Origin of the sequence: Streptomyces sp. NBC_00029 (assembly GCF_045160505.1) — a bacterium.
Classification (GTDB): Bacteria; Actinomycetota; Actinomycetes; order Streptomycetales; family Streptomycetaceae; genus Streptomyces.
In genome coordinates, this window is sequence record NZ_CP108292.1 from 4353869 (window position 1) to 4370210 (window position 16342).

13 protein-coding genes are annotated in these 16342 nt (G+C 71.6%); 10 read left to right on the forward strand and 3 right to left on the reverse strand.

Annotated features, from left to right (window positions below; genetic code table 11):
- Nucleotides 1-122 precede the first annotated feature (122 nt).
- The 3 genes from OG753_RS20410 to OG753_RS20420 all read left to right on the forward strand — a co-directional run bounded on the left by OG753_RS20410 (nucleotide 123) and on the right by OG753_RS20420 (nucleotide 3649).
- A complete protein-coding gene (locus tag OG753_RS20410; protein ID WP_405789508.1) occupies nucleotides 123-1397 on the forward strand; it encodes a S1C family serine protease in 1275 nt (424 codons plus the stop codon).
- Between the two features lie 90 nt (nucleotides 1398-1487).
- Nucleotides 1488-2219 carry a response regulator transcription factor gene (locus OG753_RS20415; protein ID WP_327263189.1) on the forward strand — a complete coding sequence of 244 codons (732 nt, stop codon included), beginning with the start codon at nucleotides 1488-1490 and terminating at the stop codon, nucleotides 2217-2219.
- A complete protein-coding gene (locus OG753_RS20420; protein WP_405789510.1) occupies nucleotides 2216-3649 on the forward strand; it encodes a sensor histidine kinase in 1434 nt (477 codons plus the stop codon). The genes OG753_RS20415 and OG753_RS20420 overlap by 4 nt, the downstream gene beginning before the upstream one ends.
- Here OG753_RS20420 and OG753_RS20425 read toward each other — a convergent pair.
- Together OG753_RS20425 and OG753_RS20430 are read right to left on the reverse strand one after the other, a co-directional pair.
- Nucleotides 3629-4495, reverse strand: coding sequence for a phosphatidylinositol-specific phospholipase C (locus OG753_RS20425; RefSeq protein WP_327266838.1), 867 nt, complete (start codon nucleotides 4493-4495; stop codon nucleotides 3629-3631). The genes OG753_RS20420 and OG753_RS20425 overlap by 21 nt on opposite strands.
- A 171-nt stretch (nucleotides 4496-4666) precedes the next feature.
- On the reverse strand, nucleotides 4667-5236 hold the full coding sequence (locus OG753_RS20430) for a TetR/AcrR family transcriptional regulator (RefSeq protein ID WP_405789511.1): 570 nt from the start codon (nucleotides 5234-5236) through the stop codon (nucleotides 4667-4669).
- Nucleotides 5237-5359: 123 nt separating this feature from the next.
- Here OG753_RS20430 and OG753_RS20435 point away from each other — a divergent pair, with 123 nt between their 5' ends.
- On the forward strand, nucleotides 5360-6139 hold the full coding sequence (locus OG753_RS20435) for an alpha/beta hydrolase (RefSeq protein ID WP_327263192.1): 780 nt from the start codon (nucleotides 5360-5362) through the stop codon (nucleotides 6137-6139).
- 83 nt (nucleotides 6140-6222) lie between these two features.
- On the opposite strand, the gene OG753_RS20440 is transcribed toward OG753_RS20435, so the two are convergent.
- Nucleotides 6223-8040, reverse strand: a complete 1818-nt coding sequence (locus tag OG753_RS20440) for a bifunctional metallophosphatase/5'-nucleotidase (protein ID WP_327263193.1) — start codon at nucleotides 8038-8040, stop codon at nucleotides 6223-6225.
- 168 nt (nucleotides 8041-8208) lie between these two features.
- On the opposite strand from OG753_RS20440, the gene mshD reads away from it, so the two are divergent.
- The 6 genes from mshD (at nucleotide 8209) to pstA (ending at nucleotide 16320) form a co-directional block, all read left to right on the forward strand.
- Complete coding sequence (gene mshD / locus OG753_RS20445) at nucleotides 8209-9135, forward strand: mycothiol synthase (protein ID WP_327263194.1); 927 nt, start codon at nucleotides 8209-8211, stop codon at nucleotides 9133-9135.
- Between the two features lie 338 nt (nucleotides 9136-9473).
- Entirely contained in the window at nucleotides 9474-11762 is a 2289-nt protein-coding gene (locus OG753_RS20450; RefSeq protein WP_405789513.1) for an RNA degradosome polyphosphate kinase, read from the forward strand.
- Nucleotides 11743-12723, forward strand: coding sequence for a CHAD domain-containing protein (locus tag OG753_RS20455; RefSeq protein WP_405789515.1), 981 nt, complete (start codon nucleotides 11743-11745; stop codon nucleotides 12721-12723). Before OG753_RS20450 ends, OG753_RS20455 begins: the two co-directional genes overlap by 20 nt.
- Nucleotides 12724-12970: 247 nt before the next feature.
- Nucleotides 12971-14107 (forward strand): phosphate ABC transporter substrate-binding protein PstS, encoded by a 1137-nt coding sequence (gene pstS, locus OG753_RS20460; RefSeq protein ID WP_405789517.1) that lies wholly within the window; start codon nucleotides 12971-12973, stop codon nucleotides 14105-14107.
- Between the two features lie 141 nt (nucleotides 14108-14248).
- Nucleotides 14249-15238 carry a phosphate ABC transporter permease subunit PstC gene (gene pstC, locus OG753_RS20465; RefSeq protein ID WP_327263198.1) on the forward strand — a complete coding sequence of 330 codons (990 nt, stop codon included), beginning with the start codon at nucleotides 14249-14251 and terminating at the stop codon, nucleotides 15236-15238.
- On the forward strand, nucleotides 15238-16320 hold the full coding sequence (gene pstA / locus OG753_RS20470; RefSeq protein WP_327263199.1) for a phosphate ABC transporter permease PstA: 1083 nt from the start codon (nucleotides 15238-15240) through the stop codon (nucleotides 16318-16320). Before pstC ends, pstA begins: the two co-directional genes overlap by 1 nt.
- The last annotated feature ends 22 nt before the right edge of the window (nucleotides 16321-16342 follow it).

A 16342-nucleotide genomic window follows, 5' to 3' on the forward strand; every position in this document is an offset into this window, starting at 1 on the left:
ACTCTGGGACCTCCACCAGGTCGAGGGTCAAGGCCGGTTCTCATATCGCGCATACGCGGTTCTGTCGGGCTTCTCAGGCCCGGCTCAGGAAGCTCTCATCATCGGCGGGAAGAGTCACTGTCATGACCGACAGCTTCCGCCGCGAAGGCGAGTACCCGCAGGAGAACAGCCCGGCCCGGCACGCGCCGTTCGGCGAGGACTGGCAGCGCGGGCGCGACCGTCTGGCGCACGAGACCGGGGTCGGCACCGGTACGGGAACCGGGGCCGGAACCGGTGCCGGGGCCGCGGCCTACCCGCCGCCGCCCTCCTACCCGCCCGCCGCCCCCGGCTGGCACGAGGCGCACCAGCCGCCGGTCATCCGCGGCGAGACGGTTCCGGCGGCCGCGGGCGGAGCCGGCGTGGGCGGCCGGGGCGAGGACGGCGGCCCGCGCCAGCCCGCCCACGCCGCGCCCCCCGCACCGCGCGCCAAGCGGCCCGTCGCCCTGCTGGCCGCGGTCGCACTCGCCGCAGCCCTGGTCGGCGGCGGCACCGCGGCCGCCGTCCAGCAGCTGATGGACCGGCAGGCCACCGCCGCGGTCGGCGGCGTCAACGGCACCAACGTCGCGCAGTCCGGCAATGGCACCGTCTCCGGAGTCGCCGAGCAGGTCAGCCCCTCGGTCGTCCGTATCGACGTCCGCACCGGCTCCGGCCAGGGCACCGGCTCCGGCGTCGTGATCACCGCCGACGGCGAGATCGTCACCAACAACCACGTGGTGAGCGGCGCCGCCGAAATCCAGGTGACCATGAGCAACGGCAAGAAGTACTCCGCCAAGATCGTCGGCACGGACCCCGACAAGGACCTGGCCCTGATCAAGCTCCAGGGCGCGTCCGGGCTGAAGCCCGCCAGGCTCGGCGACTCCGGCGGCGTCAAGGTCGGCGACCAGGTCGTCGCCATCGGCTCCCCCGACGGCCTCACCGGCACCGTCACCAGCGGCATCGTCTCCGCCCTGAACCGCGAGGTGAAGGTGCCGAAGTCCGAGCAGCAGTCCCCCCGGGGCCGGCAGCAGGACGGGGACAGCTGGCCGTTCTCCTTCGGCGGCCGCCAGTTCAACGGGGACACCGGCTCCGACACCACCTCGTACAAGGCCCTCCAGACGGACGCCTCCCTCAACCCCGGCAACTCCGGCGGCGCCCTGGTCAACATGAACGGCGAGATCGTGGGCATGCCCTCCGCGATCTACTCTCCCGCCTCCGGCAATTCCGCCGCCGGCAGCGTCGGCCTCGGCTTCGCCATCCCGGTGAACACGATCAAGGCCGACCTGGACTCCCTCCGCAAGGGCGGCCCCGGCGGGGCCGGCTCCCCGGACACCGGCACCGGCGGCGGATCCGCCGCCGACGGCTTCGGCACCGTCTTCTAGGCGGACGGGACCCGGCCCGCCCGTGCGAGGCTGGAAGCGCCGTCACCCGCCGCACACCGCGGCCGGCCAACACACCCGGGAGACCCATCCATGAACCCCGCCGAAGGCGAAGCGCGGATCCTCGTCGTCGACGACGAACCGGCCGTACGCGAGGCCCTGCGCCGCAGTCTCGCCTTCGAGGGGTACGCCGTGCAGACCGCCGTCGACGGGCTCGACGCCCTCGACCGGGCGGCCTCGTACGCCCCCGACCTGATCGTCCTGGACATCCAGATGCCCCGGATGGACGGGCTGACGGCGGCCCGCCGGCTGCGGGCCTCCGGCAGCGTCACACCGATCCTGATGCTCACCGCCCGCGACACCGTCGGCGACCGCGTCACCGGCCTCGACGCGGGCGCCGACGACTACCTCGTCAAGCCGTTCGAGCTCGACGAGCTCTTCGCCCGCGTCCGCGCCCTGCTGCGCCGCAGCTCCTACGCGACCTTGCAGGCGGGCACCGAGACCCGGGAGGACGCGCTCACCTTCGGCGACCTGCGCATGGACCTCGCGACCCGCGAGGTCACCCGGGCCGGACGGCCGGTGGAACTGACCCGGACCGAGTTCACGCTGCTGGAGATGTTCCTGGCGCACCCGCGCCAGGTTCTGACCCGCGAGCAGATCCTCAAGACCGTCTGGGGCTTCGACTTCGAACCCAGCTCCAACTCCCTGGACGTGTACGTGATGTACCTGCGCCGCAAGACCGAGGCGGGCGGCGAGCCCCGTCTCGTCCACACCGTGCGCGGGGTCGGCTACGCCCTGCGGGCCGGCGAGAGCGGGCCCGAGTGAGCCCGGCCGCCAGATTCCGCGCGCTGCCGCTGCGCTCGCGGCTCGCGCTGCTGGTCACGGTGGCCGTGGCGCTCGCCGTCGCGGGCGTGGCGGCGGTGTCGTGGGTGATGGTCCGCACCCAGCTGAGCGAACAGCTGGACAGCTCGCTGCGCGCCACCGACGCCGCGGCCCAGGCCAACCAGGTCTACGCCAAGCTGCGCTGCGTCCCCGGCCCGCCCCTGCCGGACCAGGCGGCCAACAACCTCAGCGCGCAGGTGCAGATCGTGCTGCCGGACGGCGGCCACTGCTGGGTCGACGGCAACAACACCCTGAAGGTCACCGCGATCGACCTGGAGGTCGCCCAGCGACGCCGGGGCCCCGTTCTCTACGACGCGACCACCTCCAACGGCATCCCCGTCCGCGTCTACACGCAGCCCGCCCTCGTGGGCAGCCAGCCCGCCGCACTGTCCGTGGCCAAGCCGCTCGCCGACATCGACAAACCCCTGTCCACCCTGGCCTGGGTGCTGCTCCTGGTCTGCGGCATCGGGGTCGTCGGCGCGGGCGCCGCCGGCCTGTGGGTGGCCCGGACCGGGCTCCAGCCGGTCGACGAACTGACCGACGCCGTCGAGCACATCGCCCGTACCGAGGACCTCACCGTCCGGATCCCCGACGAGGGCGACGACGAGATCGCCCGCCTGTCCCGGTCCTTCAACTCGATGACGGCGGCCCTCGCCTCCTCCCAGGACCGGCAGGCCCAGCTGATCGCGGACGCCGGGCACGAGCTGCGCACCCCGCTGACCTCCCTGCGCACCAACATCGAGCTCCTCGCGCGCAGCGAGGAGACCGGCCGGGCCATCCCTCCCGACGACCGGCGCGAGCTGCTCGCCTCGGTCAAGGCGCAGATGACGGAACTGGCCTCGCTCATCGGCGACCTGCAGGAGCTGTCCCGGCCGGACGCGGCCTCCCCCGGCCCGCTCGGCGTGGTCGCCCTGCACGAGATCACCGGCGCCGCGCTGTCCCGGGCCCGGCTGCGCGGTCCTGAGCTCCGCTTCGACTCGGACCTGCGGCCCTGGTACGTCCGGGGCGAGGCGGCGGCGCTGGAGCGGGCGGTGGTCAACGTCCTGGACAACGCGGTGAAGTTCAGCCCGCCCGGCGGCACCGTCGAGGTGACCCTGCGGGCGGGCCGGCTGACCGTACGGGACCACGGTCCGGGCATCCCGGCCGAGGACCTGCCGCACGTCTTCGAACGGTTCTGGCGGTCCCCGTCGGCCCGCGCCCTGCCCGGCAGCGGGCTGGGACTGTCGATCGTGGCCCGTACGGTCGCGCGCGCGGGCGGCAGCGCCGAACTGCGGGCGGCGGCCGACGGCGGCCCGGGCACGGAGGCGGTGCTCCGGATCCCGGGGGCGCCGGCGCCGCCGCCCTCCGATCCGTCAGTTGTGCCGGATCAGTGAGGTGACGAGGCCGGAGCGGGTGTTCGGGAAGTCCATCGGGACAATGCCGAGCCCGGTCCGGCCCGACATCTCCGCGCCGTCGACGAAGCCGTGCACCTGCGGGTTGAGGCGGTCGGAGTTCCAGCGCGGCGGCATGTACGCCGAGGTGCTGACGTAGTTGACGAAGAGCTTGCCGGGCTGCTGGACGGCCCTGCGGAAGTGATTCTCGATCTTGCCGCGCTTGGCGAAGGGCTCGGCGTTCCAGTCGTCCTGAATGTCGAAGACATTGCCGTCTCCGTAGCGCAGCCCCGGCAGGCCGCCGTTGTCGGCGAGCAGGACCACCTTCCCGCGGGCCTGTCCCAGAGAGGGCAGGGAGTCCGCGATCCGGAACAGCGGCCGCCAGCCGCGGTTGTTCAGGTAGTCGTCGAAAACGGCGCGGAAGGTGGCGTCGCTCTCCCCGGAGTACTCCTGCTTGACGCGCATCAGGACGGTCTCGGAGGGGTGCGCGGCGAGGAAGTTCCAGCAGGCGACGAGGACGTCCCCGAACATCAGGTTCTGGTAGAAGGACCCGTGGTGGATCGCGAAGGATCCGCCGGTGACGCGGCAGCGGACGTCCAGGAAGCGGATCCCGGCGTCGAGCTGCTCGGTGATCGAGGTGTTCTGGCAGGCGACGTAGAGCCCGCCGTGGCGGGCGCCGGAGTCGTGGGTGCCGGGGATGGTCATCCGCTGCAGGGCGGTGGAGTCGCCGAGGCCGGCCATCCAGTCCTGGGTGCCGAGGGCCGCCGCGGCGGCCGGTGCGGATGCGACCCCCAGTCCGGCGGCCGCTCCCGCGGCCAGTGCTCCGGCCAGGAAAGCCCGCCGGCCCATGCCCGTGCCGGTACGCGGGCCCGTGACCGTGCCCGGGCCCGTGCCTGTTCTCGTGCTCGTGCCCGTGACCGTGCCTGTGCTCGTGCCCGTGACCATGCCCGCCCCTTCGCCGACCCGGTGATGGCCGGATTATGGCGTGCACACGTCACAGTTACTACCCGTCGGTAGCAGTCAGTCTTCGAGCAACCCGACCATCTCGCGCAGCCCCCGGAGCAGCTCCCGGCCGTCCGGAGCCTGCTCCGGATCGGTCAGGGTCTGCACCATCACCCCGCTCAACAGTGCGATGTGCATCGAGCCGAGTGCGCGTACGTCCTCCTGCGACACCTCCGACTCCGGCACCCCGCGCAGCGCGGCGGCCACCATCCGGCGGTTGCGGCGCTGGCCCTCGGCCAGGATCGCGAGCAGCTCGGGCGAGGACTGCGCGTGCACGAAGGCCTCGACGGAGGCCAGCCACAGCCAGCGCATCTCGCCGAAGTCCCGGATCTTGCGGTCCCAGGTGTCGGCGTAGCGCTCCCCCGCACTCCCCCCCTCCCCTGCGAGCCGGCCGGAGCCCGCGGCCCACTCCTCCATCGCGGCGAACAGCGCCTGGTTGAGCAGCGCCTCGCGCGACCCGAAGTGGTAGCCGATCGCGGCCATGCTCACCTCCGCGGCCGTGGCGATGTCGCGCACGGTCGTGCGCAGGTAACCCTTCTCCTCCAGGCAGCGCCGGGCTCCGGCCAGCAGGTCCTCGCGATTTCCCATGCCGGGATCGTATCCACCGCCCACTTGGGCAAGCGCGCAAGACAAGCGTATTGCGCGCTTGCCCAAATCCTGACAGGGTGGAGCCGTCAGAAAGACCCCACGGCCAACGGGAGGCAGGAACACATGCGCCACGAGCTGAAGACCGAGAACCGGACCCTCTCCTACCTGGACTTCGGCGGCACCGGCCGACCGCTCCTCGCCCTGCACGGCGGCATGTCCGAAGCCCTCGCCTTCACCGGCCTCGCCGCCGCCCTCGGCGAGGACTGGCGGGTCATCGCCCCCGACCAGCGCGGCCACGGGGACTCCGACCGCGCCCCCGACTACCGCCGCGAGGGCTACGTACGCGACGCCGTCGCCCTGCTCGACCACCTGGGCCTGGACGCCCCCGTCGCCGTGCTCGGCCACTCCCTCGGCGGACTCAACGCCTACCACCTGGCCGCCGCTCACCCCCACCGGGTCTCGGCCCTCGTCAATGTCGACACCTCCGTGGAGGTGCACCCCGCCGAGTCCGACTGGTTCGGCTTCCTGCGCGGCCTCCCGTACACCGCGCCCACCCGCGAGGAGCTCATCGCCGCCGCCGGAGCGGCCGAGGAACTCGTCGCCCCGGGACTGCGCCCACTGCCCGGCGGCGCGGGCTGGCGCATGGCGTTCCACCCGCAGGACATGCTCGACTCCATCGAGGAGTGCCGCGGCGACCACTGGGACACCTGGCTCGCGAGCGACTGCCCGGCCCTGCTGATCCACGGCACCCACAGCCATGCCCTCCCGCGGGCGACCGCCGAGGCGATGGCGGCCCGGCGGCCGAAGACCTCGTACACGCCCCTCGACGGCGACCACTTCGTGCCGTTCACGGACCCGGCGGGATTCCACGCGGCCGTCGGAGCGTTCCTCGCCACCCTCTGATCCACGCGCCACGGGGCCCGGGGAAAGGCCGAAGGGGCGGCGGGCCATGGCCCGCCGCCCCTTCAGGGGTACCGCACGAAGTGCTACTTGACGACGGTGATCCGGTTCGCCGCCGGCGGGGCGATCGGGGACTGCGCCGAGGAGTTCTTCGTCAGGTAGGCGTTGAAGCAGTCCAGGTCGGACGCGCCCACCAGCTTGTTCTTGTGCTCCTTCAGGACGGTGAAGCCGTCACCGCCGCCCGCGAGGAACTCGTTCATCGCGACCCGGTAGGTCTTGGCCGGGTCGATCGGAGCACCGTTGAGCCGCACCGAGTCGACGACGATGCGGTCCGCGCCCGCCTTCGTCATGTCCAGGGTGTAGGTGAAGCCCTTCGACACCTGCAGGATCTTCGGGCTCACCCCGTTGACCGGTCCGCTGACCTGCTGCTGGAGCGCGGTGACCAGCTGCGCGCCGGTCAGGTCCACGATGTTCATCATGTTGGTGAACGGCTGGACCGTGAAGGACTCGCCGTACGTCACGACGCCGTCGCCCTCGCCACCCGAGGCCTTGTAGGCGAGGTCCGAACGGATGCCGCCCGGGTTCATGATGGCCAGCTGCGCGCCGCCCTTGTCCGCCGGGGCGAGCGCCTCGAGCTGCGCGTCGGCGATCAGGTCGCCGAGCGGCTTCTCGGGCTCCGCCGAGCCGCGGCCCGGGATGTCCGCCGAGATGAAGCCCTGCGGGCGGTTGGCGATCGGGGCCGCGAGGGTGTTCCAGCGCTGGAGCAGCTCGGTCATGTCCGGGGCCTTGGGCTGGTCCCGGGTGACGACCTTGTTGACCGGCTTGGGCGAGCTGACCGGCGTACGGACGATGTCCTTGGTCTGCCGGTCGTAGGTGAGCGTGGTGTCCGTGAACAGACGGCCGATGGAGGCCGCCGAGGTCACCGCGCGCGGGTTGCCCGCCGGGTCGGGGATGTTGCAGGCGTACGCCTGGTGCGTGTGGCCCGTGACCAGCGCGTCGACCTTGGAGTCGACGTTCTTGGCGATGTCCACGATCGCGCCCGAGATGCCGGCGCCGGCGCCCGGGACGTCACAGTCGTAGTTGTACGCGCCGTTGGCGGGCAGACCGCCCTCGTGGATCAGCGCGACGATCGACTTCACGCCCTGCTTGTTCAGCTCGGCGGCGTACTTGTTGATCGTCTCGATCTCGTCGCCGAACTTGAGGCCCTTGACGCCCTCGGCGGTCACGACGTCCGGAGTGCCCTCCAGGGTGACGCCGATGAAGCCGATCTTCACGTCCCCCTTCTTCCAGACGTAGGTGGGCGACATCAGCGGACGCTTGGTCTTCTCGTCCGTGACGTTGGCGGCGAGGTACTGGAACTCGGCGCCCGTGAAGTCCTTGCCGTACTCGAAGCAGCCCTCGACCGGGTGGCAGCCGCCGTACGCCATGCGGCGCAGCTCGGTCTTGCCCTCGTCGAACTCGTGGTTGCCGACGCTGGAGACGTTCAGGCCCAGCTTGTTCAGCGCCTCGATGCTCGGCTCGTCGTGGAAGAGCCCGGACAGCATCGGGCTGCCGCCGATCATGTCACCGGCCGCGGCCGTGACGGAGTACTCGTGGCCCTTGCGGGCCTCACGCAGGCTGGTCGCGAGGTACTCGACCCCGCCCGCGGGTATGGCCTTGGTGGTGCCGTCGGCCTGACGCTCGGTCACGGTGCCGGAGGAGCCCTGCGGGGGCTCCAGCGTGCCGTGGAAGTCGTTGAACGACAGCATCTGCACATCGACGGTCCGGCTCTTGGCCGCACCGCCACCACTCGCGGCACCGGCCGGAAGTGCGGCCGCGATCATCGCCCCGGCCCCGGCCGTGACGGCGAGTGCGGTGAGGGTCAACCGGCGGGTTCGGCGGTGCCGTTGTGGCGTCGCTGACATTTAGTCCCCTTATGTGACAGCTGTAATGCTCGGGAGGTCCGGCGAAGCCTAAGGTCAACGCGCGTAGCTCTACCAGGGGGTAGCGGTATCGCGTTGGTTACGCGCAGAAGAAGCACCGACCACGCGCCCGCACTCCGCCCCTCCCCACCGCGGTCGTAGGCTCGTGTCATGACTGACGCAGCAGCGGCCCTGGAGCCGGGACGGCAGATTCAGACTCTCGACGAGCTGACGGAGGAACAGGCGAGCGCCGTACTCGACCTCATCGAGGACGCCGCACGTACGGACGGCACCACCGCAGTGTCCGAACAGGGACGGCTCCAGCTGCGCGGCGGGCCGCGCGAGGGGATCCGGCACTTCCTGCTCACCGAGGGCGGCCGGCTCTCCGCCTACGGCCAGCTGGAGGACACCGACCCGGTCGAGGCGCCGGCCGCCGAGCTCGTCGTCCACCCGGCCCTGCGGGGGCGCGGGCACGGGCGGGCCATGGGCACCGCCCTGCTCGCCGCCTCCGGCAAACGGCTGCGGGTATGGGCCCACGGCGGCAAGTCGGCCGCCCGCCACCTCGCGCAGGTGCTCGGCCTCACCCTCTTCCGCGAGCTGCGCCAGCTGCGCCGGCCGCTGGCCGAGGGCAAGCCGCTGCCCGAGCCGGTGCTCCCGTCCGGGGTGACCGTACGGACCTTCGTGCCCGGCACCGACGACACGGCCTGGCTCGCGGCGAACGCGGCCGCCTTCGCCCACCACCCGGAGCAGGGCTCGCTGACCCAGCGCGACCTCGACGACCGGATGGCGCAGCCGTGGTTCGACCCCGAGGGCTTCTTCCTCGCGGAGCGCGACGGGGAGCTCGTCGGCTTCCACTGGACGAAGGTCCACGCTGCGGAAGGCCTCGGCGAGGTCTACGTGGTCGGCGTCCGCCCGGGCGCCCAGGGCGGCGGCCTCGGCAAGGCCCTCACCGCGATCGGCCTGCGCCACCTGGCGGCCCAGGGCCTCCCGACGGCCATGCTCTACGTGGACGCCGACAACCCGGCGGCCCTCGCGGTCTACGAGGGCCTCGGCTTCGCCACCCACGAGGTGGACCTGATGTACCGCACAGAAAGCTGACCCAACCCCGCCGGCCAATCCCAGCCCCACCGCCCAATCCAGCCCCGCCGGCCGATCCCAGCCCCGCCGGCGTGTGAGGCGCGGGTCCGGGCGGCGCCCGGCGGGGGCCCGTGGGCGGAGCCCCGCAGCGGCGCCGCGCCCGGCCCGCAACGGCTCCGCCCCCACCCCCGCCACCCCGCCGGGAGGCAACTCGGCACCGCGCCGGACCCCGGAAGCCACGCGCCATTCACCAAGCATTCAGACGCGCTTGCGACCCTCCCCCAATGCAGCCCCGCCTCCGACTGACGGCCGACTCCTCCGACGTGCCAGTCCTCCCGCGTGCGCGGAAGAATGGAGTCATGAGCCACCAGCCCAGCGCCGGCCCCACCGAGGTCCCCGCCCAGCACCCGTCTCACACCCCCGGCAGCGCCCCCGGCACCACCCCCGGCAGTGCTTCCGGCCGGGCCGTCACCGGAGCCCACGCCCGCATAGGCTCCATCTCCGCGCACCGCCCGCACGTCGATCTCGAACCGGACCTCGACGCCGATCTGGACGCCTACGACGACAAGGACGGCGACGAGCTCCCCCCGGGACGCTTCCTCGACCGGGAGCGCAGCTGGCTGGCCTTCAACGAGCGGGTGCTGGAGCTCGCCGAGGACCCGACGACCCCGCTGCTGGAGCGCGCCAACTTCCTGGCGATCTTCGCGAGCAACCTCGACGAGTTCTTCATGGTCCGCGTGGCCGGCCTCAAGCGGCGCATCGCGACCGGTGTCGCCACCCGTTCGGCCTCGGGCCTGCAGCCCCGCGAGGTGCTGGACCTCATCTGGACCCGCTCGCGCGAGCTCATGGCCCGGCACGCCGCCTGCTTCCAGCAGGACATCTCCCCGGCACTCGCCGAGGAGGGCGTCCACCTGATCCGCTGGCCCGATCTCACCGAGAAGGAGCAGGCGCGCCTCTTCACCCTGTTCCGCAACCAGATCTTCCCGGTGCTGACGCCGCTGGCCGTGGACCCCGCGCACCCGTTCCCGTACATCTCCGGCCTCTCCCTGAACCTGGCCGTGGTCGTGCGCAATCCCGTCAGCGGCCACCGCCACTTCGCCCGGGTCAAGGTCCCGCCGCTCCTCTCCCGTTTCCTGGAGGCCTCCCCGCAGCGCTACGTCCCGCTGGAGGACGTCATCGCCGCGCACCTGGAGGAGCTGTTCCCCGGCATGGAGGTGCTCGCGCACCACATGTTCCGGGTGACCCGCAACGAGGACCTCGAGGTGGAGGAGGACGACGCCGAGAACCTGCTCCAGGCCCTGGAGAAGGAGCTCATGCGGCGCCGCTTCGGCCCGCCCGTGCGCCTGGAGGTCGAGGAGTCCATCGACCCCGGCGTACTGGACCTGCTGGTGCAGGAGCTGAAGGTCAACGCCTCCGAGGTCTACCCGCTGCCCGGCCCGCTGGACCTGACCGCCCTCTTCGGGATCGCCTCGCTGGACATCCCGGAGCTGAAGTACCCCAAGTTCATCGCCGGCACCCACCGGGACCTCGCCGAGGTCGAGTCCGCGTCCGCGCCCGACATCTTCGCCGCCCTGCGCGAGCGGGACGTCCTGCTGCACCACCCGTACGACTCCTTCTCCACCTCGGTGCAGGCCTTCCTGGAGCAGGCCGCCGCCGACCCGGACGTCCTCGCCATCAAGCAGACGCTCTACCGCACCTCCGGCGACTCCCCGATCGTGGACGCCCTGATCGACGCCGCCGACTCCGGCAAGCAGGTCCTCGTACTCGTCGAGATCAAGGCCCGCTTCGACGAGCAGGCCAACATCAAGTGGGCGCGCAAGCTGGAGGAGTCCGGCTGCCACGTCGTCTACGGGCTCGTCGGCCTCAAGACCCACTGCAAGCTGTCGCTCGTCGTCCGCCAGGAGGGCGACCAGCTGCGCCGCTACTCGCACGTGGGCACCGGCAACTACCACCCCAAGACCGCCAGGCTCTACGAGGACCTCGGCCTGCTCACCGCCGACCCGCAGGTCGGCGCGGACCTCTCCGACCTCTTCAACCGGCTGTCCGGCTACTCGCGCCGCGAGACCTACCGCCGGCTGATGGTGGCGCCCCGCTCGCTGCGGGACGGGCTGATCGCGCGGATCGACAAGGAGGCCGCCCACCACCGGGCCGGCCGCCCCGCGTACGTCCGGCTCAAGATGAACTCGATCGTCGACGAGGCCCTCATCGACTCGCTCTACCGGGCCGCCCAGGCGGGCGTGCCCGTCGACATCTGGGTGCGCGGCATCTGCGCGGTGCGCCCCGGAGTCCCCGGGCTCTCGGAGAACATCCGGGTCCGCTCGGTCCTCGGCCGCTTCCTGGAACACTCCCGGGTCTTCGCCTTCGGCAACGGCGGCGAGCCCGAGGTGTGGATCGGCAGCGCCGACATGATGCACCGCAACCTCGACCGCCGCATCGAGGCACTGGTCAGGGTCGCCGACCCGGCCCACCGCGCGGCACTGGACCGGATGCTGGAAACCGGGATGTCCGACGCCACCTCCTCCTGGCACCTGGGCCCGGACGGCGAGTGGACCCGGCACAGCACGGACGCGGACGGCCAGCCGCTGCGGCACGTACAGGAGACGCTCATAGACGCCCGGAGGCGCCGGCGTGGATCAGCAAAACCGTAAACCGTCCACGGCGCAGACGGCGCGGCCGGACGCGGGGGACGTGCTCGGCACGTACCTGCGCGCCCAGGCCACCGCCTTCCTCCGCGCGATGCGGCTGCACGCCGAGAACGCGGGGAGCGGGGCCGCCGCCGACGCCGCCGAAGGAGGTGAGGCGGCGCGCAGCCTGCGGGGGGCTGCGCGCCGCATCGGCGGATCCCTGGCCACCTTCCGGGTGGTGACCGAGTCCTCGTGGGCCGACGCCCTGCGCACCGAACTGGTGTGGCTGTCCTCGACCCTGGCCCACGAGCACGCGTACGCGGCCCGGCTGAGCCGGCTGATGGACGCCCTGCACCGGCTGTCGGGCTCCCCGGAACTGCCCGCGCCGCGCGGCTCGGCCGGCGCGCTGACGGTGGGCTCGGCGCGGGCGGGCGCGCTGCTGGAGCGCCAGTTGACCCTGTCCCGTACGCGGGCCCATTCGGCCACCCTCCAGGCCCTCGGCTCCTCCCGCTTCCACGCGGTGGCCGATGCGGTGGCCGTGCTGGCCTCGGAGGTCCCGCTGGACGCGGTCGCGGCCCGGGGGCGGGTGAGCGAGGTCCTGGCCCCGCTGGCGGCGGTGGCCGAAACCCGCCTGTCGGCGGCGGTCGCGGCGCTGCCGCCGGTCGACGGAGCCCATCCGTACAACGCGGCCCACGACGGGCTCTGGCACGAGGTACGCCGCCTGCTGCGGGTCCACCGCTACGCGCGGGAGGCCATGGGCGAGGACGTGACCCGGCCGGCGGCCGCGGGCGAGGCCCTGGACCGCCACCGCGACGCCGCCGAGGCCGCGAACGCCTCGGCGACGGCGGCCCGCACCCCGCGCATCGCGCCGGCGACCGCTTACGCCCTCGGTGTCCTGCACGCCGACCAGCGCCACGAGGTCGAGGCGGCCCGTCTGGAATTCCGGCACCTCTGGCTCCCCGAGCCGGCGGTCACACCCCGGTAACGCGCGGATAACGGATGATGACGGCTGTGTGCGAGTGGGCGGGAACGCACCGGGTCGTCCGCCACGGTTCACCATCCGTTCACTCGGCCCGGTCGGCTGCTTCACCTGTTCTGCCTAATTTCGGTGGTGCACGGAGCGAGTGGCCCGGAGGTCGAGCAGCTCAGCCGCGCACAACCGACGCAGTCCTCTTCGCACGCCGCCCCGATTCAGAAAGCGGCCGGCGGCTTCTGGAAGGAACACCCGAAAAGTGAAGCTTCAGCGCAAGAACATGCTTCGTGCCTCCGCCCTCGGTGCGCTTGTCGTGTCCGGCGCCCTGGTCCTCACGGCGTGCGGCTCGGACGACAACACCAAGACCGTCGACGGCACGGGGAAGCCCTCCGCGGCCGCCGGCGGCGACATCAAGTGCGACGACGCCAAGGGCAAGCTGCTGGCCTCCGGCTCCTCCGCGCAGAAGAACGCGATCGAGCTGTGGATCAAGAACTACATGGCCGCCTGCTCCGGCGTCGAGGTGAACTACAAGTCCTCCTCCTCCGGTGAGGGCATCGTCGCCTTCAACCAGGGCACGGTCGGTTTCGCCGGCTCCGACTCGGCGCTGAAGCCGGAGCAGGTCGAGGAGTCGAAGAAGATCTGCACCGGCGGCCAGGGCATCGACCTGCCGATGGTCGGCGGCCCCGTCGCCCTCGGCTTCAACGTCGCCGGCGTGGACAAGCTGAACCTCGACGCCGCCACGATCGCCAACATCTTCAACGACAAGATCAAGAAGTGGGACGACGAGGCGATCAAGAAGCTGAACCCCGGCGTCACGCTTCCCTCCACCGCCATCCAGGCCTTCCACCGCTCCGACGACTCGGGCACCACCGAGAACGTCACCAAGTACCTCAAGGCCGCCGCCGCCGACGCCTGGCCGCACGAGCCCGCGAAGAAGTGGGCCGCCCCGGGCGGCCAGGCCGCCTCCGGCTCCGCCGGTGTCGCCGCGCAGGTCAAGCAGGTCGACGGCGCGATCGGCTACTTCGAGCTTTCGTTCGCCAGCGCCCAGGGCATCAAGACGGTGGACCTGAACACGGGCGCCGCCGCCCCGGTCAAGGCCACCGGCGAGAACGCCTCCAAGGCCATCGCCGCCGCCAAGATCTCCGGCACCGGCTCCGACCTGGCCCTGAAGCTCGACTACGCCACCAAGGCCGAGGGCGCGTACCCGCTCGTCCTGGTCACCTACGAGGTCGTCTGCGACAAGGGCAACAAGGCCGAGACGCTCCCGACCGTGAAGTCCTTCCTGAACTACGCCGCCTCGGACGCCGGCCAGAAGGTCCTCCTCGAGAACGGCTACGCGCCGATCCCGGCCGAGATCAACGCCAAGGTCCGCGAAGTCATCACCTCGCTGAACTAGTCCCGACCTCCGAGAGCCGGTCCGCTCCCTCCCCCCGTCCGGGGACAGGGCGGACCGGCCCCGGAACCCCTTCCCCTCCACCCGGGGAAATCCGGTGCACCGCCGCCAGGGGGCCCGCCCCCCACACAGACCGGAAAGACCATGGCTTCCACCACACCCACCCAGACAGACACGGCTCCGCCTGTCATCCGGAGCGGAAGGTCCACCGGCCGCGCCGGTGACAAGATCTTCGCCGGGCTCTCCAAGGGCTCCGGCATCACGCTCCTGGTGATCATGGCGTCGATCGCCGCCTTCCTCACCTACCGCGCCACGATCGCCCTGTCGAAGAACGAGGGGAACTTCCTCACCACCTTCGACTGGAACGCGTCGGCCAACCCGCCCGTCTTCGGCATCGCCGTCCTGCTCTTCGGCACCGTCGTCAGCTCGATCATCGCGATGGCCATCGCGGTTCCGGTCGCTGTCGGCATCGCCCTCTTCATCTCGCACTACGCGCCGCGCAAGCTGGCCGCGCCCCTCGCGTACGTGGTCGACCTGCTGGCCGCCGTGCCGTCGATCATCTACGGCATCTGGGGCGCCCTCTTCCTCGTCCCGCAGCTGAACGGCCTGAACCTCTGGCTCGACGAGTACCTGGGCTGGACGTACGTCTTCGACAAGACCCAGGTCGGCGTGGCCCGTTCGCTCTTCACCGTCGGCATCCTGCTCGCGATCATGATCCTGCCGATCGTGACCAGCGTCAGCCGCGAGGTCTTCCTGCAGGTCCCGCGCATGAACGAGGAGGCCGCCCTGGCCCTCGGCGCGACCCGCTGGGAGGTCGTCCGAATGTCGGTGCTGCCCTTCGGCCGCTCCGGCGTCATCTCCGCCTCCATGCTCGGCCTCGGCCGCGCCCTCGGCGAGACCATGGCCGTCGCGACCGTCCTCTCCCCGAGCTTCCTGATCTCGTTCCACGTCCTGAACCCGGGCGGCGGCACCTTCGCGCAGAACATCGCCGCGAAGTTCGACGAGGCCAACGAGTTCGGCCGGGACGCGCTGATCGCCTCCGGTCTGGTCCTCTTCCTGCTCACCCTGCTGGTCAACGGTGCAGCTCGCCTGATCATCGCTCGCCGCAAGGAATTCTCGGGGGCGAACGCCTGATGAGCCACGTACTCCAGGACCAGCGGCCCACCCGGGCCCGCAAGTCCGCAGCCCCCGCGAGCCTCACCCGGGGCGGCCTGCCCCGCTGGGCCCCCGCCGGCATCGCGGCCCTCTCGATCGCCCTCGGCTGCGGCGCCGGCCTCGTCTTCGGCCTCCACAGCAAGATCCAGTGGGGCCTGATCGCGGCCCTGCTCTTCGTCGCCATCACGTACACCGCCAGCTCGGTGATCGAGAACCGCCGCCAGGCCAAGGACCGCGTCGCGACCGCCCTCGTGTGGGTCTGCTTCGTCCTCGCGGTCATCCCGCTGCTCTCGCTGATGTGGACCACGATCAGCCGCGGCCTCGCGCTGCTGAGCGCCAACTTCCTCACGCACTCCATGAACGGCGTGACCAGCTTCGACGAGGGCGGCGGCGTCTATCACGCGCTGCTCGGCACGATCGAGCAGGTGGCCCTCGCCACCCTGATCGCGGCCCCCATCGGCCTGCTGACCGCCGTCTACCTGGTCGAGTACGGCAAGGGCCGCCTGGCCAGGTCCGTCACCTTCTTCGTCGACGTCATGACCGGCATCCCCTCCATCGTCGCGGGCCTGTTCATCCTGACGACCTGGAACCTCATGCTCGGCTTCGGCCCGTCCGGCTTCGCCGGCGCGATGGCCCTGTCGATCCTGATGATGCCCGTGGTGGTCCGCTCCACCGAGGAGATGCTCAAGCTCGTCCCGAACGAGCTGCGCGAGGCCGCCCTGGCCCTCGGTGTGCCGAAGTGGCGCGTGATCCTCAAGGTCGTGCTCCCGACCGCCATCGGCGGCATCTCCACCGGTGTGATGCTGGCCGTCGCCCGCATCGCCGGCGAGACCGCCCCGATCATGCTGCTGGTCTTCGGCTCCCAGCTGATCAACGGCAACCCCTTCGAAGGCGCCCAGTCCTCGCTCCCCCTCTACATCTGGGAGCAGTACAAGGTCGGCAGTGAAGCCTCCTACGACCGGGCATGGGCCGCAGCGCTCGTCCTGATCGCCTTCGTCATGATCCTCAATCTGGTGGCCCGCGGCATCGCCCGCTGGAAGGCCCCGAAGACCGGTCGCTGACGCGACCACATGAAAGCGAAGT